The sequence below is a fragment of the Pseudomonas sp. NFACC43 genome (genome assembly GCF_900119645.1).
In the GTDB taxonomy this organism is placed as follows: domain Bacteria; phylum Pseudomonadota; class Gammaproteobacteria; order Pseudomonadales; family Pseudomonadaceae; genus Aquipseudomonas.
Map to the genome: position 1 here is coordinate 425,775 of NZ_FPKK01000002.1, position 26,760 is coordinate 452,534.

Consider the following 26,760-nt stretch of genomic DNA (forward strand, 5'->3'; position numbering starts at 1 on the left):
GTGAGGGGCGAACTGCAAATTCTGTGGGAGTTTCGTAAATGGCAGTTGCCTCCGGCGCCTATAAGAAAGCCCTCGAGGGCGACCAGACACCCAAGCAGGTGCTGGTCAAGATCGACCGGGTCACGAAGAAGTTCGACGAGACGATTGCCGTGGACGATGTGTCCCTGGAAATCAAGAAAGGCGAGATCTTCGCCTTGCTCGGCGGCTCGGGATCGGGCAAATCCACCTTGCTGCGCATGCTCGCAGGATTCGAGCGGCCCACGGAAGGGCGTATTTTCCTCGATGGTGTGGATATCACCGACATGCCGCCCTACGAGCGGCCGATCAACATGATGTTCCAGTCCTATGCGCTGTTTCCCCACATGACCGTGGCGCAGAATATTGCGTTCGGCCTGCAGCAGGACAGGATTCCCAAGGCGGAGATCGAAGCCCGCGTGGCGGAAATGCTCAAGCTGGTGCAGATGAGCCAGTACGCCAAGCGCAAGCCCCACCAGCTTTCCGGTGGCCAGCGCCAACGCGTGGCCCTGGCCCGTTCCCTGGCCAAGCGGCCCAAGCTGCTGTTGCTCGACGAACCGATGGGGGCCCTGGACAAGAAGCTGCGTTCGCAGATGCAGCTCGAGCTCGTGGAGATCATCGAGCGGGTCGGCGTGACCTGCGTCATGGTGACCCACGACCAGGAAGAGGCCATGACCATGGCCGAACGGATCGCGATCATGCACCTGGGCTGGATCGCCCAGATCGGCAGCCCGATCGACATCTACGAGACCCCGACCAGCCGGCTGGTCTGCGAGTTCATCGGCAACGTCAACATCTTCGAGACCGAAGTGGTGGACGACGCCGAGGGACATGCGGTGCTGACCTGCAAGGATCTGGACCGCAACATCTACGTGGGCCACGGCATCAGCACCTCGGTTCAGGACAAGTCCGTGACCTACGCCATCCGCCCGGAAAAGCTGCTGGTGACCGCCGAACAGCCGACCTGCGAGCACAACTGGTCCAGCGGCAAGGTCCATGACATCGCCTACCTGGGTGGCCATTCGGTGTTCTACGTCGAGTTGCCGAGCGGCAAGCTGGTGCAGTCCTTCGTGGCGAACGCCGAGCGCCGTGGCCAGCGGCCGACCTGGGGCGACCAGGTGTTCGTCTGGTGGGAGGATGACAGCGGCGTGGTGCTTCGCTCATGAACATGCGCAAACTCAAGCGTCGACTCGCCCGAATAACGCCCGGTGGCCGGCAACTGGTCATCGGGGTGCCCTTCATCTGGCTGTTCCTGTTCTTCATGCTGCCGTTCTTCATCGTCCTGAAGATCAGTTTCGCTGAAGCCGACGTGGCGATTCCGCCTTACACCGAGATCTACAGCTACGTCGACCAGAAGCTGCAGATACTGCTCAACCTGGCCAACTACGCGATGCTCAGCGAGGACGAGCTGTATATCGCCGCGTACCTGGGCTCGCTGAAGATGGCCCTGATCAGTACGGTCCTGTGCCTGCTGATCGGTTATCCGATGGCCTATGGCATTGCCAACGCCCGCAAAGAGACGCAGACGGTGCTGGTGCTGCTGATCATGATGCCGACCTGGACCGCGATCCTGATCCGCGTCTACGCGTGGATGGGCATCCTCAGCAACAACGGCCTGCTCAACGGCTTCCTGATGAGCATGGGCTTGATCAGCGAACCCTTGCAGATCCTCAACACCAACCTGGCGGTGTACATCGGTGTCGTCTATTCGTACCTGCCGTTCATGATCCTGCCGTTGTACGCCAACCTGGTCAAACATGACCCCAGCCTGCTGGAGGCCGCCTCCGACCTGGGATCGAGTACCTTCAACAGCTTCTGGAAGATCACCGTGCCGCTGTCCAAGAACGGCATCATCGCCGGCTGCATGCTGGTGTTCATCCCGGTGGTGGGGGAATTCGTGATCCCGGAACTGCTGGGCGGCCCCGAGACCCTGATGATCGGCAAAGTGCTGTGGCAGGAATTCTTCAACAACCGTGACTGGCCGGTGGCATCCGCCCTGGCGGTGGTGATGCTGGCGATCCTGATCGTGCCCATCATCCTGTTCAACCGCAGTCAGGCCAAGGAAATGGAGGGCAAGGAATGAAGCGCTTTCGTTTTTCGAGCCTGATGCTGGTGCTGGGATTGCTGTTCATCTACGCACCGATGGTGATCCTGGTGATCTTCTCGTTCAACGCCTCGAAGCTGGTGACGGTGTGGGGCGGCTGGTCGATCAAATGGTATGTCGGCCTGCTGGACAACACCCAGTTGATGGGGTCGGTGCTGCGCTCCCTGGAAATCGCCTGCTATACGGCGGTCGCCGCGGTGGCCCTGGGCACGCTGGCCGCCTTCGTGTTGACCCGCATCACCCGGTTCAAGGGGCGTACGCTGTTCGGTGGCCTGGTCACCGCGCCGCTGGTGATGCCGGAAGTGATCACCGGCCTGTCCTTGCTACTGCTGTTCGTGGCCATGGCCCAGATGATCGGCTGGCCCCAGGAGCGTGGCATCGTCACGATCTGGATCGCCCACACGACCTTCTGTGCGGCCTATGTGGCGGTGGTGGTCTCCTCGCGCTTGCGTGAGCTGGATCTTTCCATCGAGGAGGCTGCCATGGACCTTGGCGCGCGGCCATGGAAGGTGTTCATCCTGATCACCATCCCGATGATCGCGCCATCGCTGGCGGCGGGGGGCATGATGTCGTTCGCGCTGTCCCTGGATGACCTGGTGCTGGCGAGCTTCGTGTCGGGTCCAGGTTCCACGACCTTGCCCATGGAGGTGTTCTCGGCGGTGCGCCTGGGTGTGAAGCCGGAGATCAACGCCGTGGCGAGCCTGATCCTGCTGGCGGTGTCGCTGGTGACGTTCCTGGTCTGGTACTTCAGCCGCCGGGCCGAGGAAAACCGCCGGCGGGCCATCCAGCAAGCCATCGAGGAAAGCGCCGCCGACTCCTGGAAACAGCCGCAGGTACGCCGGCCCGAGGCCGCACCGGTCTAACCGGACGCCGCGTCACCGTGGGAGCGGGCTTGCTCGCGAAAGTGGTGTGACAGTCGACGAAAAGGTTGAATGTCAGTCCGCTATCGCGAGCAAGCTCGCTCCCATGTTTTCTGGGATCGCCTACAAGTCCGCAGCCGAGCGCAGATCCCATTGTGGGGGCGAGCTTGCTCGCGAGCGAAGGTGTCAGTTATCGCCGCTCATTTCTTCAGCGCGTCATGGGCCTCCAGCGCCCGCAGAGAGTAAATGTAGGCCGCGCCGGCATTCAGCGATACCGCAGTTGCCAGGGTGGCGGCAATTTCCTCGCGGGTGGCGCCGGCCTTGATGGCGGCGTCGGTGTGCACGCCGATGCAGCCGTCGCAGCGAGTCGTGATCGCCACCGCGATGGAAATCAGCTCCCGGGTCTTGGCATCGAGCACATTGTTTTCGGCCGAGGCCTCATCCAGGGCCATGTAGGCCTTGACCATTTTCGGGTTGCTCTTGCCCAGGGCACCGAAGGCACTCTTGATGGTGGGCAGCAGTTCGGACCAGTTGTTGAACATTGCATTGACTCCATGGGGGCGGGAAAACCTTGTGTAGTCTTGACCAATAATCACGATCGGGCCCGCTGGCACCGAAAAAAGACGACGCCTCGCCCGTTCAGCGTGCCGTGCCGGCCGGTAGCAGCTTGAGGGTGTCCCGGGTATTGGCCAGCACTTCTTCTTCGGCCAGGTGCGCCTGGTGATACAGCCCCTCGATGTAGGCCTCGGCCTGGTCCGCGTAATACTTGTCGAACGGCACGCCACTCTGGCCGACGGGGTTGATGGTGACGCTGTGGGCCGGGTCGGCGAAATCGATGATGCGTCGCGTGGAAGGTCCGTAGGTCACAGGCCAGGGAGCCGGGCCTATCTTGGCCGAGAGATTGTTGGGCACTTCATGGGTGCCGGGGGCGGCGAACGGGCCGATGTTGAAGATCCGGTCCAGGGGCTTTTGCAGGCCCAGCGGATGCCCGTGGGTCAGGGTATGGGCCTTGCCCCAGCGCCACTGCGTGGCATCGTCGCCCAGGGTGGCCTTCAGGTGCGCCAGGCTCTTGCCCCAGGCTATTTTCACCACGTCGGCACGGGTCTCCGTACCCAGGGTGGTGCGGTCGTCCCACCATGGCGAATCCTTTGTCGCGGCCAGGCGAGGCAGTGCGGCGTCAATGACCCGGGTCGAGAGCGCGGTTTCGAAGAAACTGTCTCCCAGCTCGTCGTGCAGCGCGGCGTCGGCCAGGTTGAACAGGAACTGGTTGAACAGCGTGGCGCTGATGGAGTCCAGCGGGTAATCGCCTTGCCATTGGGCCAGCTGCTCCACCCATTTGCGTTCCTGCGGGTCGCTGATCACGTCTCGCAGCACTGGCAGCAAGGGTGCCAGCAGGCGCGGGCCATAGGCGGTCGTCGTGCCCAGTTGCAGCTTACGGGTGGTTTCGATGTCCCACTTGGCCTGTTTGTCGCCCAGCTGCAGGTTGAGCTGCTGGCCGCGGTCGGCGAGGTTGTAGTAGCCCGGGATCTCGATGCCGCTGGGGGATACCGGCTGGAAATTCGCCGAGACGATATAGCCTCGGGCAGGATTTTCTTCTTGCGGGTTGTCACTGAACGGGTAGAAACCGTCCTTCTCCGCCTCCGGGCTGCTGCCATCGAGCATGAAGCCAGGTTTCGCGCCCGCCGGCCTCTTGGGCAACTGTGCCGCGGCCCACCAGCCGATGTCTCCCTGGGCGCTGGCCCAGACGATATTCAGCCCGGGGGCATGAATCCTGGACGATGCGTCTCGTGCCTTGGCCAATGTATCGGCGCGGTTGAGCCGGTAGAACGCCTCGAGGATGGGGTTGCGGCTTTCCAGGAACCCCCACCACATGGCAATCGGCGTCTTGCCGGCATTGGCGCCAAGGGCGTCGTTGACGATCGGGCCATGGGGCGACTGGCGCAACACCAGCGTCACCGGGGCCTGGCCCTTGACCGCGATCTGCTGTTCGCTGCGGGTCATGTCCACCCATCCGTCGCGGTACCAGACCTGTTCCGGGTTGTCCGGGTTGGTCTTCTCGGCGACCAGGTCCAGGTCATCGTTCTGGAACATGGTCACGCTCCAGCCGAAATCCTGGTTCATGCCCAGCGTGGCGAACGGCATCAGGGCCTGGTAATGCCCGTAGAGTTCGAAGCCCGGTGCCGAAAGGTGCGCTTCGTACCATACCGACGGTGCCGAAAAGCGGATGTGCGGATCGCCCGCCAGCAAAGGCTTGCCGCTTTGGGTACGGCTGCCCGAGACCGCCCAGGCGTTGCTGCCTTCGAACTGCGGCAGGCCGTTCTCGGCCATGGCCTGCTCGGTCAGGCGCGCCAGGGCGTTGAGGTCTTTCCAGTCACCGTCGGCCAGGGGCAGGCCGGGCTGGCGACGTTCCTCCAGGGCGCCCTTGGGCTGCCAGTCGAGGTCGAAAATGTCCAGGTACCGGGCACCGAGCTGGTCGCGCACGTAGGTCAGCAAGGGTTCGGTGCGAAAGGCGGCGGCAAAGCTGTAGGCCATGTAGCCGGTGATGCTCACGGTGTCTTCGGCGGTGAAAGGGCGCTTGGGGATGCCCAGCACATCGAACTCCACCGGTCGGGTATGGGTGTCCTGGTAGTGGTTGATCCCGTCCAGGTAGGCCTGCATGGCGACCCAGGCGGGGGATTGCGGATCCTGTTCCGTCACGTAAGTGGCGGCGCGCTCGCGGATGCGCAGGCTGCGCATCAGTTTATCGGTGTCGAGCAATTTCGGTCCCAGTACCTCGGCGAGTTCACCCCGGGCGAGGCGGCGCATGATTTCCATCTGGAACAGCCGGTCCTGGGCATGGACATAACCGAGGGCGCGGTAGAGATCGGTTTCGTTGCCGGCACGAATGTGTGGTACGCCGCGTTCGTCGTAGCGTACGGTGACCGAGCCTTGCAGCCCCTGCAACTGCACCATGCCCTGGCGGGTCGGTTGCTTGCTGTAGAGGTAGCCACCGGCAACGATGATGGCGGTGACCACCAGTGACAGGAGTGCGATGAGACTGCGTTTCATGGTGCTTCCTTATGCCGTTGACAGCGGTTCCATGACCGCGCTGTTCATTCCCTGTTTAACATGGCGCCGCGTGCCTGCGCATCGTCCCTCGGAGGGATTTACCGACTGGTGGCCGATGCCTCCTGGCCCCATGGGCAATAACAGCCCACTGCCAGGGTATGGGTCGCGTTGACCGCCCGGCCGACGCTCAATGCCTCGAGGATCGGTTCGATGAAGCTGTTGCTCGAATTGCAGGTCAGGCCTTCGCTGTAGGGGCCGAAATAGGCCAGCGCACCGTTGCGGTCCCAGATCGCCACCGCCGGGCTGGCGGGAATCCGGCCCGAGCCCGGCAAGGCCGCAAGGGGTTTGAGGCTGCCCAGCGTGGCCGGCAGTTGGCCTTGGGTCGCGGTTTTTTGTACCGCGTAGAACTCGACGCCTTGCGATGCATATCTATCGATCAGTTCGGCGAGGTGTTGCTGGTTGCCGACGTTGCAGGGGCAAGCCGGATCCCAGAAGTGCACCAGGCGGATCGGGCCAGGACCGGCAAGGTCGGCGGGCAAGCGCAAGGGGTCGCCGGAAAACACCGCGGTGTGTTGGCTGAAAGCCCGCAGGTAACGGCCCTGGAACCAGTCGTAGGCGAACCACAATACGGCGGCGCACCCGAGGGCAAGCAGGCTGGCAAGCAAGGTCGTGCGGTGGGACGGGCGCATGGAGTCGATCCTCTGGAGCCGCGTAGCTTGCCACGCCTGCCGCGACAGATGAATATCGCAGACCATAAAGTCCGTTTTCGCTTTCGCCTGGGAATATCAATGCCTGCCACTTTCGACCCCGATAACCTGCGTGCCAGCCTGCAATCCATGGCCCAGTGGCAGCCACTGTCGGAACAGGCCCGGGCCTACCAGCGTTTCTATGGGCTGGACTTTCCCCAGCGCGAGGTGCGCAAAGGGCTGGGGCGTTTCCGGATCGATGGGTATGAGTTGGTCGGGCAGGTCTGGTGGCCGGAGAAAGCCGTGGCGACCTTGTTCGTGTTCCATGGTTACTACGATCACATGGGGCTGTACCGGCACTTGATCGAATGGGCGCTGGCGCAGGGATTCGCGGTGATTGCCTGTGACCTGCCGGGCCACGGACTGTCCAGCGGAGAGCGCGCCAGCATCGGCGATTTCGCCGAATACCAGGCTACGCTGCAAGGGCTGCTGGCCGAGGCCGCGACCCTGGGCCTGCCGCAACCCTGGCACCTGTGCGGACAGAGCACCGGCGGTGCCATCGTGGTGGATCATGTGCTCAACCAGGGCGCGGACAGTCCGGCCCAGGGCCAGGTGATCCTGCTGTCGCCCCTGGTGCGGCCGCGGGCCTGGGGGTGGTCGCGCCTGAGCTACTACTTGCTCAAGCCTTTCGTGACCGGCATCGCCCGACGCTTCAGCGAAAATTCCACCGATCCTGATTTCCTGCCCTTCCTGCAAGCCGACCCCTTGCAGCCGTTACGCCTGCCGACCGCATGGGTCGGAGCGTTGGCACAATGGATCAAACGCATCGAGGCGGCGCCGAACAGCCCGCGCCGGCCTCTGATCGTGCAGGGCCAGGCGGACATGACGGTGGATTGGAAACATAACCTGCAGGTGCTGTGCAGCAAGTTCGATCGACCGCAGGTGATGATGTTGCCCGAGGGACGCCATCACCTGGCGAACGAGTCCCTGGCGTTGCGGCAGGAGATGTTCGGGTTCCTGAACAAGCGGATGAGCCGGAATCGGCGGTGACCAGGCGATAGCGCCAGTCAACGCATCGCGAAGCTATTGCCCGAGATTCTGCCCTACGGCCAAGCCTGCCCGGACCGCCGCCAAAGCCGCCTGGTAATAGGCCTGGCCCTCGGCCGACTCGGCGAAGGTGGCGAATTCTTCCAGTTCGGTATCCGACAGGTCACGGTAGACATACAACAGCGTGTTGTTCAGGTCCGCGCCGATCTGTTCCATGAGCCGCTGGCGCTGGCCGTTCAGCATGCCCTGGGCCTGGCCGGCGCCCAGCAGGCCGGGAATCATCGAGCTCAGGCTGTCGGCCGCCACGCCGGCGATCGCCAGGCTGACTTCGGCACCGGCCTCACGGGCGGGCAGGGCCTGGGCCAGGTGGCCGATGATCAGCAGGCGGTTGTCGCTGGCCTGCATCTTGGGCAGGCCCTTGGCGTTCTTTGCCAACTGGTCGCGACGGGTGGCCAGCAGCTCGGCGGCCACCACCTTGCGGCCCAGGGGTGACTGGAAGAAGTCCAGGGCCGGGACGGGGTCGTTGAGATGCTTGCGCAGTTGCGCTTCGGCCCGCTGGTCCATGGCCTGGGGAGCGAAGCGTTGATTGCTGTTGTTGACCAGCGCCTGGAACACCGCTGGCGGCAAGCTGCTTTGATAGCGCTGCTGCGCGGCATTCAAGGCATCGTTGAAATGCGCCCGCTGTTCCGGCCAGCCGGCGACCTTGTACAACTGGTCGTAGCTGTCTGCCCAGGCGGGCAAAACGCAGAACATCAACAGTGAGAAAAGCAAACGGCGCATAGGGACTCCTGTCAGCAGCCGACTATTCTCCGTGGGGTGCGGGAACTTGTCGAGAATTCGTATCAAGTTCGTACGGCGGTGCCATCTGCAAACCGCCCCGCAAACCCGCTGCGTGGCGCTGTCGGTTTTACGTGGGCAGGCATACTATGCGCGCCATGCAGATACCTTTTGATCACCCCTCGCTGTTACGTATCGTCGACGACCTGGCCGAGCGTGGCTGGTCGCAGCAGAACGTCTTCCTGCCGGACGCGCTGACCCGTGCCCTGGCGGCGGAATGCCGGCAGCGCGCCATCGAAGGCGAACTGGCACCAGCCGCGGTCGGGCGCGGGCCGTCTTCGCAGATCCAGGAAGGTATCCGGGGGGATCGCATCCAATGGATCGAGCCCGGCCAGGCCGAGGCCTGCGATCGTTACCTGGAATGGATGGACAGCCTGCGCGAGGCCCTGAACCGTGGCTTGTTCCTGGGGCTTGAAGACTTCGAAAGCCATTTCGCCCTGTACCCACCCGGTGCGTTCTACCTCAAGCACGTCGACCGATTCCGCGACGATGATCGGCGCACGGTGTCGGCGGTGCTCTATCTCAATGACGCCTGGCTGCCAGACCAGGGGGGGCAGTTGCGCATGTACCTGGATGACGGCGTCGAACATGACGTAGTGCCCGCCGGTGGTTGCCTGGTGGTGTTCCTGTCGGGGAACGTTCCCCATGAAGTCCTGCCGGCCACCCGGGATCGCCTGTCCTTGACCGGCTGGTTCCGACGCCGCGGCAACGAGCTTTTCTGACATGCACAGGATCCTCGTCAGCCGTTGCCTGCTCGGACACCGCGTGCGCTATGACGGCGGCGCCAGCGGGCCGTTCGATCAGCTCCAGCAGTGGCTGGATGAAGGCCGTGTCGTGCCGCTGTGTCCGGAAGTCGCCGGCGGCTTGCCGACGCCCCGGGCGGCGGCGGAGATTCCCGGCGGCCAGGGAGAGCAGGTTCTCGACGGGCAGGCAGTGGTGATCACCACGGAAGGTGAAGACGTGAGTGTGCAATTCCTGTCTGGTGCGTACCAGGCGCTGGAGCGGGTGCGGGAACATGGCATCCGCATCGCCGTGCTCAAGGCCAACAGCCCATCGTGTGGTAACCGGCTGACCTATGACGGGACGTTCAGCGGTGTGAAGGTCACGGGTGAAGGCGTGACGGCGGCCTTGCTCAAGCGCCATGGGGTGCAGGTTTTCAGTGAGCTGCAATTGCCTGAAGCGGCCTTGGCGCTCGAGGCATTGGTCGACGACTGACCACAGCGCTGCTTTTGGTGGTGAGCGGATACCTGGGCTCTGCGAGTCTAGGGACGAAGGCCAGGCGAGGCGAAACCGACGAGGAACGGCTGGGGTCGCCCTCCACTTGAAGTAATGAACATTCCGATCGGGCTCGCGCACGAGCCGGTTTCCAACGCAGCATGAACGAATATCAAGGCTTTTCAGACAGAGCCTAGAGCTCCTCGGCCAGTTGTTCGATCTGTTCCTGGCGTTCGGCCTGGCTCAGCCGGGGTCGTGGATTGAGGGATGACCAGTGCGGATAGGCACGAGCCTTGGCCAGGGCTTCGGGCAGCTTGCCTTCGCGCCAGCCTTTGTCCTGGGGCGTGTCGATGCGGATGCTGTCCAGCGCCGCATGGCCGCGTTGGTTGAGGGCCAGCAGCAGTTGCCTCTGGCGCAGGGCCAACAGGCGTAGCACGTTGTCGTCCACCGTCAGTTCCCGCTGACCCTTGAGCTTGCCCATCAATCGGTTGCCGTAGCTGCGGGCGGTTTGCAGGGCGCCTCCGGCGATGGCCCCGGCCAGGGCGGCGGCGCCCAGGGTCAGGCCGCCCACCAGCAAATCCACACCGGCACCGGCCGCCGCCCCCGCGGCGATCCCGCCTCCGACCCGTACGCCCAATTGCTTGAGGGTTTCGGGGTTGAACAGATCATCGCCCCAGCGCCCGTCGAGCAGCGGCAGGTCGCCGGCGGCGGCATCCTGCGGGCGGAAGGCGTAGAGTGCGAGCAGGGCTTCGACACAGCGCTGTTCACGTTGACGCACCGCGTTGCGCAATTCGCTGATGGCCTGGTGTTCCAGCTCGGCGTCGCTGGCCACGCTGCGCCGGCACGCCGCGCAATCGATCAGCAACTCGGCGATCAAGCGCGCGGCGCTCCGCTGGCGGGCCAGGCGTTGAGCCTGCTGGTCGGCGATCAAGCGTTCCAACTGACCACGAGCACTTTCCAGCAACAGGGCAAGACTCTCGTACAGGCGGCGCTCGCCGTCCTCGGGCGGGGCGACGCTGTCGAAGCGTACCAGGGCATGCAGCCCCAGCCGCGCCAGTGCTTCGCGCCAGTCGGGTTCGCGATGCTGGGCACTGCTGACGAAGTTCAGTACCGGCAGCAGGGGCTTGCCGCAACTGGCGAGGACCGCCAGTTCATCGCGATACTTGGTCAGCACCGGCTCCCGGGCATCGATCACGTAGAGCCCGGCATCGCTGGCGAGCAGCTGCCGCAGTACTTTGGCCTCCTGTTCGAACCGCTGGCGCGCCTCGCTGGCGTCCAGGAAGCGCGCCAGCCGCGCCGGTCCGTCCAGGCGCTCGCCGGGGCGCTCCAGTCGTTCGAGGTAATCGAGCAGGGCGATGGCATCCTCCAGGCCCGGTGTGTCGTACAGTTCCAGGAGGGCTTCGCCGTCCACCGACAGGCGCGCACCTTCGACGTGCCGGGTCGTGCTGGGACGGTGGGACACCTCGCCGAAGCCGACGTCCCGGGTCAGGGTACGCAGCAGGGACGTCTTGCCGACATTGGTGTGGCCGACCACGGCCAGCTTCAATGGCTTCATAGGCTCAGTCATGGCCGGTCTCCAGCCAGTTGAGGGGGATGCAGTCGGCGAACGGCAATTGCAGTTGTCGCAGCGCATCGCGCCAATCGCCCAGGCGCTGGGCATCCAGCGCTTCACCGGGTGGTGCCTGCATCAGCCAGACGCGGGTGGCGCTGGCGCTGCGGGCCAGTTCGGCGATCAAGGCCAGGCTGCCACGATCCGGCGAGCGCCGTGGGTCGCAGGCAATCGCCAGGCGTGCCGGGGGAAAGCGCGACAGTTGTTCGAGGAGCTTGTGCCGCGATTCACGGCTGTCGAGGATACCGGCGTTCTTCACCGTGTCCGGCAGCTTCGGTGGCCATGGGCGGTCGTCCAGTTCGATTGCCACCAGCAAGGCGCCATCGCTTTCCGGGGCGCCGGACGTCCCCTCGATGCGATGCAACTGCGCGGGGGCGGCATCATTGACCCCCAGGCGTTCGCTGCTGGGCATGAGTCGTTCGCGCAGTTGGGCATAGCCCGGCAGGTTCAGGTCCAGGCGCAGCGTGCTGCGGCCACGCCGCCAGCGCCACAGGCACAGCAGCGCCAGGCACAGGCGCGGCATCACGCCATAGACCAGGGTCACGCCCACCAGCCAGGCGGCCCAGGCCTGGCGAGCGCTTTCGAGGTTCAGGGCGCCATCGCCGCTGGCGCGTATCATCGCTTCGGCCGGTACATCGAACCCCACCATGGCAGGCAGGGCGCCAAGGGCCTGGGTCAGGACGACGAAGGTTTCGGCGCCAAGCAGGGTGGTTTCCCATACGAAGCCATAGCGTCGGGTCGCCATGAGCATCAAGACGACAACCAGCGCGCTGACCATCGCCAGCAGCCACAAGCCGTTGACCAGGACACCGAGGGCCCAGCGGTTGAGCCGCTGGCGTTGCAGCAACAGCAGCAGGGCCGGCGCCAGTTGGGCGGCCTTGGCGTCGCGGGCGAGTTTTTCACTGAGCCACAGCCACAGGCGTCCCAGCGCGGCGCCTTGTTCCCCGGCGAACAGCAAGCCCAGGGCCCAGCCGACGAGCAGGATCAAATTCAGTCCCAGCAGGCTGCCCAGGGCCCAGAACACATTGACGGGCATGCGGCCATCGCCAAGGGCGGCAAAACCCAGGCCCGCGCCGCTGATGACGGCGACTGTCGCCAGCACGATCAGGGCCAGGCGGGCGCCTTGCAGCCAATGGCGCAAGGCTTCGGTGAGGCCGTCGCGTGCGGCCAGGCGGTGGGCGCGGTGGTGGATACGGGTCGATAGATCGCCACCCGCCGCACGGGCCAGGCGATTGGCTTCCTGGTCTTCGAGCGGGCCGGCGTGCTCCTCACGCAGGCGTACCGTCTCGGTCAACCAGATTTTCTGCAGTTCAGTCAGGGGCTCAGACACGGGCACTTCCGTCGTAAATGAGGGATGAGCATAACTGCTGTGGCGCCTGTCGGGGTACGTCGAGCCTCTGGTATCCTCGCCTACATGAAAAAAACTCTTCCTTTAAGCCTGATCGCAGCCCTCGGTGAAAACCGTGTGATCGGCATCGACAACAGCATGCCCTGGCACTTGCCAGGGGACTTCAAATACTTCAAGGCCACCACCTTGGGCAAGCCGATCATCATGGGCCGCAAGACCTGGGATTCCCTCGGTCGACCGCTGCCGGGACGGCTGAACATCGTGGTCAGCCGCCAGCCGGGCCTGGAGCTGGAGGGGGCGCAAGTTTTCTCCTCGCTTGAAGCTGCGGTGGCGCGGGCCGAGGCGTGGGCCCTGGAGCAGGGCGCCGACGAACTGATGCTGATCGGCGGTGCGCAACTGTACACCCAGGCCCTGGCGCAGGCCGATCGCCTGTACCTGACCCGCGTGGCGTTGAGCCCGGAGGGAGACGCCTGGTTTCCGGAGTTCGATTCAAGCCAGTGGCGGTTGGTCTCCAACCAGCCGAACCCGGCGCAAGGGGACAAGCCGGCCTACAGCTTCGAGGTATGGGAAAAGCTCTAAGGCAAAAAGCTTCGCGAGCGAGCCCGCTGCCGCAGTCGACCGGTTTGCGCTGATACAGCTCGGTCAGCTGTGCAAGCGGACTCATTCGCGAAGGCGATCTACCAGGCGCCGCCAATCAAGCCTGCACCAACTCCCCATGCTCCTCGGCACCCAGCACTGCCTTGTCGGTCTGCTGCATCACCTGGCTGGTGAGTGCTCCGGCGGTGATCGAACCGCTGACGTTCAATGCCGTGCGCCCCATGTCGATCAGCGGTTCGACGGAAATCAGCAACGCCACCAACGAGACCGGCAGGCCCATGGCCGGTAGCACGATCAATGCGGCGAACGTCGCGCCGCCACCCACGCCGGCGACTCCGGCCGAGCTCAGGGTGACGACCGCCACCAAGGTTGCGATCCAGACCGGGTCCAACGGATCGATACCCACGGTTGGAGCGACCATCACCGCCAACATGGCCGGATAGAGGCCGGCGCAGCCGTTCTGTCCGATGGTGGCGCCGAACGAGGCGCTGAAGCTGGCAATGGCGCGCGGAATGCCGAGACGGCTGGTCTGGACCTCGATACTCAAGGGAATGGTCGCGGCGCTGGAGCGGCTGGTGAAGGCGAAGGTCAGCACCGGCCAGATCTTGCGGAAAAAGCGCAACGGGTTGATCCCGGCGGCGGACACCAGCAGGCCATGTACCACGAACATCAGGCCCAGCCCCAGGTAAGACACCACCACGAAACTGCCAAGCTTGATGATGTCCTGCAGGTTGGAACCGGCCACGACCTTGGTCATCAAGGCCAGCACACCGTAAGGGGTCAGCTTCATCACCAGGCGTACCAGGCGCGTCACCCAGCTTTGCAGGGTGTCGATGGCGTTGATCACCTTCTGGCCCTTGTCCGCGTCATCCTTGAACAATTGCAGCGCCGCGATGCCCAGGAACGCCGCGAAAATCACCACGCTGATGATCGAGGTCGGCTTGGCCCGGGCCAGGTCGGCGAAAGGATTCTGTGGGACGAAAGAGAGCAACAGTTGCGGAATGTTCAGGTCGGCGACCTTGCCGGCGTAGTCGCTCTGGATCACCTGCAGTCGCGCCAGCTCCTGGGTGCCGGCCACCAGGCCTTCGGCGGTGAGGCCGAACAGGTTGGTCAGGCCGATGCCGATCAGGGCGGCGATGGCGGTGGTGAACAGCAGCGTGCCGATGGCCAGGAAGCTGATCTTGCCCAGGGACGAGGCGTCATGCAGGCGGGCCACGGCGCTCAGGATCGAGGCGAAGACCAGCGGGATCACGATCATCTGCAACAACTGTACATAGCCATTGCCCACCAGGTCGAACCAGGCGATGGACGCTTTGAGCACCGGGTTGCCGGCGCCGTAGACGGTATGCAGGGCGACACCGAACGCGACGCCCAGCGCCAGGGCCAGCAGCACTTTCCTGGCCAGGCTCCAGCTGCCGTGGCGGGTTTGCGCAAGGCCGAACAGCAAGGCGAGAAACACCAGCAGATTGAGGATCAGTGGAAGATTCATCAGGAGACTCCGATAAGACTTGTGCAGTCGCCTACGCTCTGTACGAAGGCCTTGATACTCATCCATGCGGCGTTGAAAACTGCCTCGCGATGCTCATGTATTCCAATGCACTGCGCTTGCTCGGCTGTTTTCGCCTTGCCTGATCTTCGTCTCAAGACTTCTCGAACAGAGCCTGGGCCAGACTGTGAACCGAGGAGCCTAACAGCCTGATAACTAAAGAATTAATACTAAAAAAGCATGTGGTATGTCGTTTATGGAATAAGGACGTGGCGTTTGCAGGTATGCCGCTGGCGTTATCAAGATGCAAGCGGTCGCGGGGAGACGAGGGTTGTCATCGGCATTTGTTAGCGTCGAGCTCTTTGAACCAGGAGAAATGCCGATGAAGCTCGCACCTCGTTTTCTCGCTGTCGCCTTGGGTCTTGGTCTCGCCGGCCAGGTACTCGCCACCGAACTCAAACACTGGCCGGCGGAACAGGCCAAGGCACTGGACGCGATGATCGCGGCCAACGCCAACAAGGGTAATTACGCGGTGTTCGACATGGACAACACCAGTTACCGCTATGACCTTGAAGAGTCGTTGTTGCCGTTCATGGAAAACAAGGGCCTCATCACCCGGGAAACCCTGGATCCCTCCCTGAAGCTGATGCCATTCAAGGACACGGCCGATCACAAGGAAAGCCTGTTCAGTTACTACTACCGCCTGTGCGAAGTGGACGACATGGTTTGCTATCCGTGGGTCGCCCAGGTGTTTTCCGGCTTCACCCTCAAGGAACTCAAGGGCTACGTCGACGAGCTCATGGCCTCCGGCAAGCCCGTCCCGACGACGTATTACGACGGCGACAAGGTGGTCAACTACAACGTCAACCCGCCAAAGATCTTCACCGGCCAGACCGAGCTCTACCAGAAGCTGATGGAAAACGGCATCGAGGTCTATGTCATGACCGCGGCGTCGGAAGAGCTGGTGCGCATGGTCGCCTCCGATCCCAAATACGGCTACAACCTCAAGCCGCAGAACGTCATCGGCGTGACCACCTTGCTCAAGGACCGCAAGACCGGCGAATTGACCACCGCGCGCAAGCAGATCACCGCCGGCAAGTATGACGAAAAGGCCAACCTCGGCCTGGAGTACACGCCCTATCTGTGGACCCCAGCGACCTGGATGGCCGGCAAGCACGCGGCAATCCTGACGTACATCGACGAATGGAAGAAGCCGGTGCTGGTAGCCGGTGATACCCCCAGCAGCGACGGCTACATGCTGTTCCATGACGTGGACGTGGCCAAGGGGGGGATTCACCTGTGGGTCAATCGCAAGGACAAGTACATGACCCAGATAAACGGCATGATGGCCAAGCACGCTGCCGCCCAGGCCAAGGAAGGCCTGCCGGTCACGGCGGACAAGAACTGGGTGATCGTCAAGCCGGAAGATATCCAGTAAGGCCAGGTAAACCGCCACGCGACTGTGGGAGCGAGCGGGTTCGCTCCCACAGTTGATAACCGTTTTATCACGCAATACCAGACAAAAAAATGCCCCGCACCTGGCGGGGCATTCTTGTTGCACGAGGGATGCTTACAGCCCGTCGAGCATCGCCTTGTTGCGCACCGCGCCCTTGTCGGCGCTGGTGGCGAGCAGGGCATAGGCCTTGAGCGCAGTGGTCACCTTGCGGGGACGCAGCTCCACCGGTTTCCAGCCTTTCTTGTCCTGCTCGACGCGGCGTTCGGCCAGTTCTTCGTCGCTGATCAACAGGTTGATCGAGCGGTTCGGAATATCGATCAGGATCTTGTCGCCGTCCCGTACCAGGCCAATGGCACCGCCTGCGGCGGCTTCCGGCGAGGCGTGGCCGATGGATAGGCCCGAAGTGCCGCCGGAAAAACGGCCATCGGTCAGCAGGGCACAGGCCTTGCCCAGACCTTTGGATTTCAGGTAGGAGGTGGGGTAGAGCATTTCCTGCATGCCCGGACCGCCTTTCGGACCTTCGTAGCGAATGATCACGATGTCGCCGGCCTTCACCTCGTCAGCGAGGATCCCGCGCACGGCGCTGTCCTGGCTCTCGAAGATCTTCGCGTTGCCTTCGAAGACATGGATCGACTCGTCGACGCCAGCGGTTTTCACCACGCAGCCGTCCAGGGCGATGTTGCCATAGAGTACCGCCAGGCCACCTTCCTTGGAGTAAGCGTGCTCGACGCTGCGGATGCACCCGTTTTCGCGGTCGTCGTCCAGGGTTTCCCAACGGGTCGACTGGCTGAATGCCGTCTGGGTCGGAATGCCTGCCGGGCCGGCCTTGAAGAAATGGTGCACGGCTTCGTCGTCGGTCTGGGTGATGTCCCATTTGGCGATGGCTTCGGCCATGGTCTTGCTGTGCACGGTCGGCAGGTCGGTGTGCAACAGGCCGCCACGGGCCAGGGAGCCCAGGATGCTGATGATCCCGCCGGCACGGTGCACGTCTTCCATGTGGTACTTCTGGATGTTCGGCGCGACCTTGCACAGTTGCGGCACGTTGCGGGACAGGCGATCGATGTCGCGCAGGTCGAAATCGACCTCGGCTTCCTGGGCGGCGGCCAGCAGGTGCAGGATGGTGTTGGTGGAACCGCCCATGGCGATGTCCAGGGTCATGGCGTTCTCGAACGCCTTGAAGTTGGCGATGTTGCGAGGCAATACCGATTCGTCGTTGTCGGAGTAGTAACGCTTGCACAGCTCGACGATGGTGCGACCCGCCTGCAGGAACAGCTGTTCGCGATCGCTGTGGGTGGCAAGGGTCGAGCCGTTGCCCGGCAAGGCCAGGCCCAGGGCCTCGGTCAGGCAGTTCATGGAGTTGGCGGTGAACATGCCGGAGCACGAACCGCAGGTGGGACAGGCGCTGCGCTCGTACTCGGCGACCTTCTCGTCAGAGGCGCTGGAGTCGGCGGCGATCACCATGGCGTCAACCAGGTCCAGGCCGTGGCTGGCCAGTTTGGTCTTGCCGGCTTCCATCGGACCGCCGGACACGAAGATGACCGGGATATTCAGGCGCAGCGCAGCCATGAGCATGCCGGGGGTGATCTTGTCACAGTTGGAAATGCACACGATGGCGTCGGCGCAGTGAGCATTGACCATGTATTCGACGGAGTCGGCGATGATCTCGCGGCTCGGCAGCGAATAGAGCATGCCGTCGTGGCCCATGGCGATGCCGTCATCCACCGCGATGGTATTGAATTCCTTGGCGACGCCACCGGCGCGTTCGATTTCGCGGGCGACCAGTTGGCCCAGGTCCTTGAGGTGAACGTGACCGGGGACGAACTGGGTGAAGGAGTTGGCAATGGCGATGATCGGCTTCTTGAAGTCGTCATCCTTCATCCCCGTGGCGCGCCACAGAGCGCGGGCGCCGGCCATGTTGCGGCCATGGGTGGATGTTTTCGAGCGGTATTCGGGCATGGAGCACTCCGGGCGGCTAATCAGTACTAATCAGGTATCAATGGGAAGTGAGCTTCTGTTGACGTCTGGAACACTCGGGAGTGGCTGTGTGTCCGGAAGCGGCCGATGACTTTGCAGGATCACTGCTTGCCTCAGCTTGAGCTCATAAACCCGCCGGGGATGAATGGCGATGAATGCCCCGATTCTACACCGCTGGCGTCAGGATGAAATGACGCAAAGCGCCGATTGGACGCCAATGTGGCGCCCGGGATGACGACTGGCGGCATTCAACCGGTCAGCAACCCCCTGTGGCGATGCCGGATCAGCCCATTGAGTGCCAGCCCCAGGAGGCTGAGCAGTACCAGGCACAGGGCCAGGGTGGTTTGCAGGCCCAGCGGGGTGAGGCTGATCACGGCACTGGTCAGTCCGCCGACGACGAAGATCAACACGCTGCCGGCCGAGGCCGACGTACCTGCCTGCTCGGGAAACCGGTTCATCGCCCGGGTGTGGGCCGCCGCCCGGGCAATGGTGGTTCCGGCAGTGCAGACGATCATGGGCAGCAAGAGGGTGGTGATCGACAGGCCCAGGTGGCTGGAGAGCCCGAGCATCATCACCCCTGCCGTCAGGATCAGGCCCAGGCCAGTGAAGATTTGCGTCTGGGAGTCGATTCGGTTGCTCAATACCGTCGCCAGCGCTCCGCCGCCGATATAGGCCAGCCCGTAGCCCAGCAGGGCCAGTGAAAACGCCTCGGGTGACAGCCCCAATTGGTCGATGAAGACCAGTGGCGAGATGACGATGAAGGAAAAGTGGCAGGAAAAGGCCAACGCAGAAGTCAGCCAATAGGCCATGAAGCTGAAGTCGCCGCAGACCTTTCGATAGGCGCTGATAAAGCTCAGGCGCTGCGGATGGGAGGTTGCCGCAGAAGACGGCAGCAAAAGGCAAGCGCCTGTAAATACCGCTATTGCCAGGGCGATGAACACCAGGAAGCTGCCCTGCCAGCCCATCCAGGCTTGCAACCCGGTGCCAGCCAGCGGGGATACGGAAATGAAGACACCGCCGCAGGTCACCAGGAATATGCGCAATCGTTGCTGTTCCTGCCCGGTAAAGAGATCCTGGATCAAGGCCTGGGAGAGGACGAAACAACCGCACCCCAATGCCTGGACGACTCGGGAAAACAGAAAGAGCCCGTAGTCGTCAGCGATGACGCACCCGGTTGCGCCAATGGCCGCGACCGTGATGCCAACCAGCAACAGGGCCTTTCGGCCCAGGGCGTCGGAGAGAGGACCCACCAGCAGTTGCGAGAGGGCGATGCCCACCGCGAACAGGCTGACGGACAGGGCGATGTCCGAGGACGAACGCTGGAAGTGCTCCGACAGCGCAGGGAACGAGGGCAGTACCACATCGATGGGAAACACGCCCAGCAGGGTCAGTGTGAGCAATAGAGCCACAGTGGCTGGCTTGCGGGTGTGGCGTGGGGACCTGGCGTCAACCATCGATAAACCCCGCCTGGCTGAACAGCTGCCGGTAATGGCCGTTGTCGAAGAAGCCCGCGTCGCTCATGGCCGCGAATGTCGACACCGCACCGCAACGGACACGCCGGGCGTGGGCGCCTGGCAGCAGTAGGCCGGAAACGATCTGGCGCGAGCTTTGGTTATCGAAGCCGACACTGGCGAGGCTGCGCAGCAGCCAGGAGTCATCGGGCTCGAAATAGAGCCCGATGATATGCAGCAGCATCCCGGCGGCGAGGTCGCGCTGCGTGGAATCGAGGACGGACCACAGGTACTGGAACACCTCGCTGAAGTAGCGACTGTGCCGTGCCTCGTCCTCGAGGTGGTTCCTGAGCATCCGGTACACCGTGCAGACCAGGGTGTTGCGGGTGATGGCGAGCAGTTCCCGGGCAATGATGGTTTCGGAAACGAACCCCAGCAGCAGCCAGGCCAGGGGGCGATCCATCGGCGAAGCGGCGTCGATCGTGCTCAGCAAACGGTTGATGCGCCTGGGCGGCTGGCGGTCGTCGATGCCATAGAGGTTCGCGATCTGCTCGGCCACTTCGTTGGAAAAAAGCGCGTGGTAGCCCTCATCGGTGTAGAGCTGCAGGGCCGCGGTTTTCATTCTTCGGGGGATCGGTACGGCCAGTTCGCCATGGATGATGGTTTCTACCGAGCGATTGACGACCCGGTGTTCGAGCATCGTGGTGTAGTCGAGGAAATACAGGAGGTGGTTGGCAGCCAGGCGCTGGGCAACGGCGCGGCCTGCCTGGCGGACCAGCGGATGTTCGACATAGGGGATGAAGGCCGGTGGAAACCAGTCCCGGCTGGAAAGCTGCTGCTCCAGGTCGTCGGGCAATCGATAGTGGTCCCTGCGGGTACGCACTGCGGCCTTGTTGTCCCAATCGCCAAGGGTGTAGCGGGGCGACTGCCCAAAGGAAATGTTGGTCATGACACAGCGTCCTGGCGTTCGATCAGGGCTGTCAGCTCTTTGCAATGCACCTGCCCGTCGCCATGGCCGCAGCCGACAAAAAACAGCGGTTGCTCACAGGAGTCCTCAAGCCCCAGCAACCGTTCGACCTCACGATCGCTCAACGCGCCGGTCAACCAGGTATCGAGGCCGAGCGCCGTGGCGACCATCAGGAATGTCTGGGAAACGTGGCCCGTTTCGACGAATGCCATGCGGTAGGCGCGGGAGTGTGCGTATTTCCACCAGAGCTTGTCGAAGCGTGAGGTGATGAACAGCCCGAACGGCAAAGGGTTGATGAAATGCTGGCCGCACAGCAGCCGACCCAGGGGAGCCTCCGGCAGGGAGGCGGTCAGGCTCAGGGCATGTTCGTCCGGAAGATAGGCGTAGAGGCCTGGCGCGAGGCCTGTCACGTCGCGTACGTAAAGATAACCTTCGCAGGCATTCAGGCCGCCGCCTGACGGGCTGCTGCGTCTTGCGCCCAGTGATTCGGGGTCGGCTGCCCCATGGATGTCCCGGCGTTCGTTCAGGTAGCCCAGGGACAGGTAAAGCAGTGTGCTGACCTGCTCGATCGAGATGGGCTGGTCGCGAAATGAACGGGACGTGCTGCGGCCGACCAGGGTTTGGATCAGCGAAGCGTCCTGCAAGTCGGTGAGCAGGGGGCGGGCCAGGGCGATCCGGTCGGCTTGAGGGTTGCTGATCCTGGCTGAGGGCATGGGTGAAGCGAGCACCTCGTTGCAGTGTTGCAGATACAAAGCTGCCCACTCATTTACATCTTGGGGGATATCGGCGCACGGAATGTTCTTGGTGCCGATATGAAATATTCTGGATAGCTCATCCCATTCCCATTTGATGGGGGTTCTTGCTTCCTTGATAAGGATTTCTGCGTCCAGCAGGTCGGCGTCAATGGGATAATTGATATCAAACGTGGATGGGTCTTGTATAAGTTGCGCCAATCGTGTCGAGTAGCGAAGTTCCAGTTCGAACTGGGTATGGCGCTCGTAGTTCCAAACGACCTGATGCGGCGGGCGGGCAAGTATGAACAGGCACGGATTTATATGCATGAGGGTGGGTTCCGCTGGTGTGACGAGCCAGGGCAGGGCCGGGGTGCCGGCATTCCCCGGCCCTGGTTACTTCTTACTTACTTGGTGGCGGCTTTTGGAACAACCAGGCCGGCCAGGTTTGCGATTTTGTCAGCTTCCAGATTGATTGCTTTCATGATACAGCTCCTTTGTTTTGAATAAGTGTGTTTGAACAAGTTGTGTTTTCTAGTGCAGGTCACTTTTGAAGTGACTGTTCAATCATAGTTTTTAATGAATGCTTGGCAAGCGGAGATTGAGTAGGAAAGCTCCAGTAATAATGTGGGAGAGTTCATACAGAATTTAACTGTGTCGTTATTAACTTCGGTATGAGGTAACTTTTCAGACATGCAAATAAAAATCGCAGCCCAAGGCTGCGATTTTTATTTAACCAATGCGGGCCGAAGCGCCGACCGCGCCGGGGGAACTCAGCTGTTAGGCAGCAGCCGGCAGATGATGCTCTTGATGTAGCGGGTTTCGGCAATGGCCGGATGCACCGGGTGGTCGGGTCCCTGGCCGCCGCGTTCAAGCAACTGGATGTTGCGATCCAGATGACGGGCACTGGTCAACAGGATGTTCTGCAGGTCATCTTCGGGCAGGTGCATCGAGCACGAGGCACTGACCAGGATGCCGTCCTTGGTCAGCAGGCGCATGGCCTGTTCGTTGAGGCGACGATAGGCGCCTTCGCCGTTCTTCAGGTCTTTCTTGCGTTTGATGAACGCCGGAGGGTCGGCGACGATCACGTCGAAACGTTCTTCGCTGGCCTTGAGCTCCTTGAGGGCTTCGAACACGTCGCCTTCGATGCAGGTCAGCTTTTCAGCGAAGCCATTCAACGCTGCGTTGCGTTCGACACCGTCGAGGGCAAAGCTCGAAGCGTCCACGCAAAACACTTCGCTGGCGCCGAATGCCGCGGCTTGCACGCCCCAGCCGCCAATGTAGCTGAACAGGTCGAGCACGCGCTTGCCTTTGGCATAGGGTGCCAGGCGTGCACGGTTCATGCGGTGATCGTAGAACCAGCCGGTCTTCTGGCCTTCCATGACCGGCGCTTCGAACTTCACGCCGTTCTCTTCCAGGGCGACCCATTCCGGCACCAGGCCGAACACGGTTTCGACATAGCGTTCCAGCCCTTCGGCATCGCGGGCGGCGGAATCGTTCTTGAACAGGATGCCGCTGGGCTTGAGCACCTGGGTCAGGGCGGCGATCACATCGTCCTTATGGGCTTCCATGGTGGCAGATGCGATCTGCACCACCAGGATGTCGCCGAAGCGGTCGACCACCAGGCCTGGCAACAGGTCGGAATCGCCATAGACCAGGCGATAGAACGGTTTGTCGAACAGTCGTTCACGCAGCGACAGCGCCACGTTCAGACGGTGTACCAGCAGGGATTTGTCCAGCGGCAGCTTCGCGTCGCGGGACAGCAGCCGGGCGCAGATGAGGTTGTTCGGGCTCAGCGCGACCACGCCCAGCGGCTTGCCACCGGCGGCTTCGAGGATTGCCTGGTCGCCGGCCTTGAAACCGTGCAGCGGGGTGGCGGCCACGTCGATTTCGTTACTGTAGACCCACAGATGACCGGCGCGCAGGCGGCGGTCGGCATTGGCTTTGAGGCGCAGGCTGGGCAGGGACATGACGTCGCTCCGGAAAAAAGAGCGGGAGTATACCGTGTCGGAGCGAGCGGCGGGCCAGGTGGGCGATGAAACGCGGGGCGCCTGGTGGGCGCGCCTTGCCCGGATAATGGACGGGGCCCGCGAGCCGTGGTGTAAAAAACTCCTCAAGCTGAATGGGTTGGCTGCCGACCTAGGCCTATATCTGAATGAAAGTTTCGTCGATCGACCCCGGCGGTGTGTCGAGCCCGTCCTGAAGGGGTAGAATCCTCGCCTGTCCCAGAGTGTGTGCAGCCATGTCCAAAGAGCTTTCCGCCGAACAGATCCAACAATCCCTGCAAGGCATCAGCGTCCCGCCCCAACCGCAGATCATGGTGGATCTGCAGATGGAGCAGTACATGCCTGACCCGGATCTGGAGACCATCGCCAAACTGATCTCCCAGGACCCCGGCCTGTCGGGAGCCTTGCTGAAAATCGTCAATTCGCCGTATTACGGCCTGCGCAACAAGATCACCTCGATCCAGCGCGCCGTGAACCTGCTGGGCAGCCGCTCGATCATCAACCTGATCAATGCGCAGTCGATCAAGGGCGAACTGCACGACGATACCATCGTCACCCTCAACCGATTCTGGGATACGGCCCAGGACGTGGCGATGACCTGCCTGACCCTGGCCAAGCGTGTCGGCCTGGAGAATGGCGACGAGGCCTATGCCCTGGGCCTGTTCCATGATTGCGGCGTGCCGCTGATGCTCAAGCAGTTCCCCAACTACATGAGTGTGCTGGAGCAGGCGTATGCCAGCGCCAGTGCCGAATGCCGGGTGGTGGACACTGAAAACCGCCTGTTCAATACCAATCACGCGGTGGTCGGTTACTACACGTCCAAGTCCTGGCGCCTGCCGGACCATGTCAGCCAGGCCATTGCCAACCACCACAACGCCCTGGCGATCTTCAGCGATGAATCCTCGCGCAACAACAGTCAGTTGAAGAACCTGCTGGCGATCCTGAAAATGGCCGAGCACATCTGCGCTTCCTATCGGGTACTGGGTAACCAGGCCGAGGACCACGAATGGGCCTGTGTCGGTGATCTGGTGCTCGATTACATCGGCCTGTCGGAATACGATTTCCAGACCCAGAAGCAGGAAATCCGCGATCTTGCCACCCGCTGAGGCCCGATAGCGCCGTACCATCGTCCATTCGAGAAATCCATGCCAGAACTGCCCGAAGTCGAAACCACCCGCCGCGGAATTGCCCCGCACCTGGAAGGGCAGCGGGTCAGCCGCGTGATCGTGCGCGATCGTCGCCTGCGCTGGCCGATTCCGGAAGATCTGGATGTGCGGCTCTCGGGCCAGCGGATCGTGCAGGTGGAGCGGCGCGCCAAGTACCTGCTGATCAATGCCGAGGTGGGCACGTTGATCAGCCATCTGGGCATGTCCGGCAATCTGCGTCTGGTGGAAGTGGGCATGCCTGCCGCCAGGCACGAGCATGTGGATATCGAACTGGAGTCCGGCCTGGCCTTGCGCTACACCGATCCTCGGCGTTTCGGCGCGATGCTGTGGAGCCTCGACCCGCTCAACCATGAACTGCTGATTCGCCTCGGGCCGGAACCGTTGACCGATCTCTTCGACGGTGAGCGCCTGTTCCAGCTCTCCCGTGGGCGCTCCATGGCAGTCAAGCCGTTCATCATGGACAACGCCGTGGTGGTGGGCGTGGGCAATATCTATGCGACCGAAGCGCTGTTCGCCGCCGGGATCGACCCGCGTCGAGAGGCCGGGGGCATCTCCCGGGCGCGTTATCTGAAACTGGCGATCGAGATCAAACGCATCCTCGCCCATGCCATCGAACGCGGCGGTACCACGCTGCGTGACTTCATCGGTGGCGATGGCCAGCCCGGCTATTTCCAGCAGGAACTGTTCGTGTACGGCCGGGGTGGGGAGCTGTGCAAGGTCTGTGGAACCGGGCTGAGGGAAATCCGCCTGGGGCAGCGTGCGAGTGTCTGGTGCCCGCGCTGTCAGAGATGATCCGTCCCCAGGGTCTATAGTCAGTAGTCATATTGGCTAGCCGAAGGACCGCCCCCATGAATCTGCTTCGCCCCGTCGTTCTTGCGTTGCTGCTGAGTGTCGGTTTGCCTGCCCTGGCGAACACCGGCAGCGGTGATCCGCGCTACACCATCCAGAACCCGCCCGCCTACGCCATGATCGGCGACTTGCTGATCGCTCGCCCGCTGTTGCTCGCCGCCACAGTGATCGGCGCCGGGGCATTCGTGGTGTCGTTGCCCTTTACCGCGCTGGGCGGTGGGGTTGGCGATGCAGGAAAGGCATTGGTGGTAGACCCGGCGAAAGCCACGTTCGTGCGCTGCCTGGGCTGTGTCGGGGAGGGGTTCGAGAGTCAGGACTGAGGCGCGACCGGGTTGCCGCGCCGTGGCTGATGGCCTTGTCGCCAGGCGCGGCTGGCGCCCTGTGGGCGTGAGCCTGCTCGGGCACGGATGCTACGAGCCTCCAGCTCAAGCCTTGCCGGTGATCCTGCGGTACTTGGCCATCAACTGTTCTTCGGTTTCCGGATGGGCTTCGTCCAGCGGGATGCAATCCACCGGGCAGACCTGCTGGCACTGGGGCTCGTCGTAATGGCCGACGCATTGGGTGCACAGGTTCGGATCGATGACGTAGATCTCTTCGCCTTGGGAGATGGCCTCATTCGGGCATTCGGGTTCGCAGACGTCGCAGTTGATGCAATCGTCGGTGATGATCAGGGACATGCAAGCTCCTGCCGGGGCGCTGGGCCCGGGCATCTGAAAACGGATGTGCGCAATTGTGCCGCATTGACGAGCTCAGTGCACGCGGCCGCGATGGACTGCACTGTCACCCAAGGCGAGGCTGCGAGGCGAGTCGCAGCCAGGGGCTTACTTCTTGAAGCGCTCGGTCAGCGCATCGGCCACGACCGGGTGGACGAACTTGCTGATATCGCCGCCCAGGGCTGCGATTTCCCGCACCAGGGTCGATGAAATGAAGGAGTAGCGCTCCGAGGGTGTCAGGAAAAGACTTTCCACGTCAGGTGCCAGCTGACGGTTCATGTTGGCCAGCTGGAATTCGTATTCGAAATCCGAGACGGCCCGCAGGCCACGCAGGAACACGTTGGCATTCTTTTCCTTGGCAAATTGCGCCAGCAGCGTCGAGAAACCGACCACTTCCACGTTGGGCAGATGCCGGGTCACCTCGCGGGCCAGCTCCACGCGTTGCTCCAGGGAGAACAGCGGGTTTTTCTTCGGGCTGGCGGCGACGGCAATGATCACATGGTCGAACAGGCGCGAGGCGCGTTCGACCAGATCGCCATGGCCCTTGGTAATCGGGTCGAAGGTACCTGGGTACAACACTCGGTTCATCGCGTCG

The 26,760-nt window shown here is 62.7% G+C and carries 25 protein-coding genes; 11 read left to right on the plus strand and 14 right to left on the minus strand.

Going from position 1 to position 26,760, the window contains the following annotated elements:
• Nucleotides 1–38 precede the first annotated feature (38 nt).
• The 3 genes from BT179_RS05850 to BT179_RS05860 are packed head-to-tail and all read left to right on the plus strand — an operon-like array spanning nucleotide 39 to nucleotide 2,982.
• Nucleotides 39–1,181 carry an ABC transporter ATP-binding protein gene (locus tag BT179_RS05850; protein ID WP_072390367.1) on the plus strand — a complete coding sequence of 381 codons (1,143 nt, stop codon included), beginning with the start codon at nucleotides 39–41 and terminating at the stop codon, nucleotides 1,179–1,181.
• The gene (locus BT179_RS05855; RefSeq protein WP_072390364.1) at nucleotides 1,178–2,098 is read left to right on the plus strand and encodes an ABC transporter permease subunit; all 921 of its coding nucleotides are present in this window, start codon (nucleotides 1,178–1,180) and stop codon (nucleotides 2,096–2,098) included. The genes BT179_RS05850 and BT179_RS05855 overlap by 4 nt, the downstream gene beginning before the upstream one ends.
• Complete coding sequence (locus tag BT179_RS05860; RefSeq protein ID WP_072390360.1) at nucleotides 2,095–2,982, plus strand: ABC transporter permease subunit; 888 nt, start codon at nucleotides 2,095–2,097, stop codon at nucleotides 2,980–2,982. The genes BT179_RS05855 and BT179_RS05860 overlap by 4 nt, the downstream gene beginning before the upstream one ends.
• Before the next feature lie 197 nt (nucleotides 2,983–3,179).
• Here the strand turns inward: BT179_RS05860 and BT179_RS05865 are convergent, their stop codons facing one another.
• From BT179_RS05865 to BT179_RS05875, 3 genes are all read right to left on the minus strand, one after another.
• Nucleotides 3,180–3,521: a carboxymuconolactone decarboxylase family protein gene (locus tag BT179_RS05865; RefSeq protein WP_072430913.1), complete on the minus strand. Its 342-nt coding sequence runs from the start codon at nucleotides 3,519–3,521 to the stop codon at nucleotides 3,180–3,182.
• A gap of 97 nt (nucleotides 3,522–3,618) precedes the next feature.
• The gene (locus BT179_RS05870; protein WP_072430912.1) at nucleotides 3,619–6,027 is read right to left on the minus strand and encodes a penicillin acylase family protein; all 2,409 of its coding nucleotides are present in this window, start codon (nucleotides 6,025–6,027) and stop codon (nucleotides 3,619–3,621) included.
• 98 nt (nucleotides 6,028–6,125) lie between these two features.
• Nucleotides 6,126–6,716 (minus strand): DUF6436 domain-containing protein, encoded by a 591-nt coding sequence (locus BT179_RS05875; protein ID WP_072390351.1) that lies wholly within the window; start codon nucleotides 6,714–6,716, stop codon nucleotides 6,126–6,128.
• Between the two features lie 99 nt (nucleotides 6,717–6,815).
• Between BT179_RS05875 and BT179_RS05880 the strand changes: the two genes are divergently transcribed.
• On the plus strand, nucleotides 6,816–7,763 hold the full coding sequence (locus BT179_RS05880; protein WP_072390348.1) for a phospholipase BipL: 948 nt from the start codon (nucleotides 6,816–6,818) through the stop codon (nucleotides 7,761–7,763).
• 33 nt (nucleotides 7,764–7,796) lie between these two features.
• Here BT179_RS05880 and BT179_RS05885 read toward each other — a convergent pair whose 3' ends face one another.
• Nucleotides 7,797–8,540 (minus strand): DUF2059 domain-containing protein, encoded by a 744-nt coding sequence (locus BT179_RS05885; RefSeq protein WP_072390346.1) that lies wholly within the window; start codon nucleotides 8,538–8,540, stop codon nucleotides 7,797–7,799.
• A gap of 146 nt (nucleotides 8,541–8,686) precedes the next feature.
• On the opposite strand from BT179_RS05885, the gene BT179_RS05890 reads away from it, so the two are divergent.
• Nucleotides 8,687–9,319, plus strand: a complete 633-nt coding sequence (locus BT179_RS05890) for a 2OG-Fe(II) oxygenase (RefSeq protein ID WP_072390344.1) — start codon at nucleotides 8,687–8,689, stop codon at nucleotides 9,317–9,319.
• 1 nt (nucleotide 9,320) lies between these two features.
• Complete coding sequence (locus BT179_RS05895) at nucleotides 9,321–9,812, plus strand: 2-thiouracil desulfurase family protein (RefSeq protein WP_072430911.1); 492 nt, start codon at nucleotides 9,321–9,323, stop codon at nucleotides 9,810–9,812.
• 193 nt (nucleotides 9,813–10,005) lie between these two features.
• On the opposite strand, the gene BT179_RS05900 is transcribed toward BT179_RS05895, so the two are convergent.
• Both BT179_RS05900 and BT179_RS05905 read right to left on the minus strand, forming a co-directional pair.
• A complete protein-coding gene (locus BT179_RS05900; RefSeq protein ID WP_072430910.1) occupies nucleotides 10,006–11,379 on the minus strand; it encodes a DUF3482 domain-containing protein in 1,374 nt (457 codons plus the stop codon).
• Nucleotides 11,372–12,739, minus strand: a complete 1,368-nt coding sequence (locus tag BT179_RS05905) for a DUF2868 domain-containing protein (protein WP_072430982.1) — start codon at nucleotides 12,737–12,739, stop codon at nucleotides 11,372–11,374. Before BT179_RS05905 ends, BT179_RS05900 begins: the two co-directional genes overlap by 8 nt.
• Nucleotides 12,740–12,835: 96 nt before the next feature.
• Between BT179_RS05905 and BT179_RS05910 the strand changes: the two genes are divergently transcribed.
• The gene (locus tag BT179_RS05910) at nucleotides 12,836–13,348 is read left to right on the plus strand and encodes a dihydrofolate reductase (RefSeq protein WP_072390334.1); all 513 of its coding nucleotides are present in this window, start codon (nucleotides 12,836–12,838) and stop codon (nucleotides 13,346–13,348) included.
• Nucleotides 13,349–13,463: 115 nt separating this feature from the next.
• Here BT179_RS05910 and BT179_RS05915 read toward each other — a convergent pair whose 3' ends face one another.
• Nucleotides 13,464–14,855 (minus strand): L-cystine transporter, encoded by a 1,392-nt coding sequence (locus tag BT179_RS05915; RefSeq protein WP_072430909.1) that lies wholly within the window; start codon nucleotides 14,853–14,855, stop codon nucleotides 13,464–13,466.
• Between the two features lie 379 nt (nucleotides 14,856–15,234).
• Between BT179_RS05915 and BT179_RS05920 the strand changes: the two genes are divergently transcribed.
• Entirely contained in the window at nucleotides 15,235–16,290 is a 1,056-nt protein-coding gene (locus tag BT179_RS05920) for an HAD family hydrolase (protein ID WP_072390328.1), read from the plus strand.
• A 132-nt stretch (nucleotides 16,291–16,422) separates the two neighbouring features.
• On the opposite strand, the gene ilvD is transcribed toward BT179_RS05920, so the two are convergent.
• From ilvD to BT179_RS05945, 5 genes are all read right to left on the minus strand, one after another.
• The gene (ilvD, locus tag BT179_RS05925) at nucleotides 16,423–18,264 is read right to left on the minus strand and encodes a dihydroxy-acid dehydratase (RefSeq protein ID WP_072390325.1); all 1,842 of its coding nucleotides are present in this window, start codon (nucleotides 18,262–18,264) and stop codon (nucleotides 16,423–16,425) included.
• 266 nt (nucleotides 18,265–18,530) lie between these two features.
• Nucleotides 18,531–19,736 (minus strand): MFS transporter, encoded by a 1,206-nt coding sequence (locus BT179_RS05930; protein ID WP_072390322.1) that lies wholly within the window; start codon nucleotides 19,734–19,736, stop codon nucleotides 18,531–18,533.
• Complete coding sequence (locus BT179_RS05935; RefSeq protein WP_072390319.1) at nucleotides 19,729–20,682, minus strand: diiron oxygenase; 954 nt, start codon at nucleotides 20,680–20,682, stop codon at nucleotides 19,729–19,731. The genes BT179_RS05930 and BT179_RS05935 overlap by 8 nt, the downstream gene beginning before the upstream one ends.
• The gene (locus BT179_RS05940; protein WP_072430908.1) at nucleotides 20,679–21,761 is read right to left on the minus strand and encodes a SagB family peptide dehydrogenase; all 1,083 of its coding nucleotides are present in this window, start codon (nucleotides 21,759–21,761) and stop codon (nucleotides 20,679–20,681) included. The genes BT179_RS05935 and BT179_RS05940 overlap by 4 nt, the downstream gene beginning before the upstream one ends.
• 443 nt (nucleotides 21,762–22,204) lie before the next feature.
• Nucleotides 22,205–23,401 carry a class I SAM-dependent rRNA methyltransferase gene (locus BT179_RS05945; protein WP_072430907.1) on the minus strand — a complete coding sequence of 399 codons (1,197 nt, stop codon included), beginning with the start codon at nucleotides 23,399–23,401 and terminating at the stop codon, nucleotides 22,205–22,207.
• A gap of 272 nt (nucleotides 23,402–23,673) precedes the next feature.
• On the opposite strand from BT179_RS05945, the gene BT179_RS05955 reads away from it, so the two are divergent.
• The 3 genes from BT179_RS05955 to BT179_RS05965 are packed head-to-tail and all read left to right on the plus strand — an operon-like array spanning nucleotide 23,674 to nucleotide 25,772.
• Nucleotides 23,674–24,543, plus strand: a complete 870-nt coding sequence (locus BT179_RS05955) for an HDOD domain-containing protein (RefSeq protein ID WP_072390306.1) — start codon at nucleotides 23,674–23,676, stop codon at nucleotides 24,541–24,543.
• Between the two features lie 39 nt (nucleotides 24,544–24,582).
• On the plus strand, nucleotides 24,583–25,395 hold the full coding sequence (gene mutM / locus BT179_RS05960) for a bifunctional DNA-formamidopyrimidine glycosylase/DNA-(apurinic or apyrimidinic site) lyase (protein WP_072390303.1): 813 nt from the start codon (nucleotides 24,583–24,585) through the stop codon (nucleotides 25,393–25,395).
• 56 nt (nucleotides 25,396–25,451) lie between these two features.
• Nucleotides 25,452–25,772: a multidrug transporter gene (locus BT179_RS05965; protein WP_072390300.1), complete on the plus strand. Its 321-nt coding sequence runs from the start codon at nucleotides 25,452–25,454 to the stop codon at nucleotides 25,770–25,772.
• 105 nt (nucleotides 25,773–25,877) lie between these two features.
• On the opposite strand, the gene BT179_RS05970 is transcribed toward BT179_RS05965, so the two are convergent.
• On the minus strand, nucleotides 25,878–26,129 hold the full coding sequence (locus tag BT179_RS05970) for a YfhL family 4Fe-4S dicluster ferredoxin (protein ID WP_009683359.1): 252 nt from the start codon (nucleotides 26,127–26,129) through the stop codon (nucleotides 25,878–25,880).
• A gap of 144 nt (nucleotides 26,130–26,273) precedes the next feature.
• Nucleotides 26,274–26,753 carry a pantetheine-phosphate adenylyltransferase gene (gene coaD / locus BT179_RS05975; RefSeq protein WP_072390296.1) on the minus strand — a complete coding sequence of 160 codons (480 nt, stop codon included), beginning with the start codon at nucleotides 26,751–26,753 and terminating at the stop codon, nucleotides 26,274–26,276.
• Between the last annotated feature and the right edge of the window lie 7 nt (nucleotides 26,754–26,760).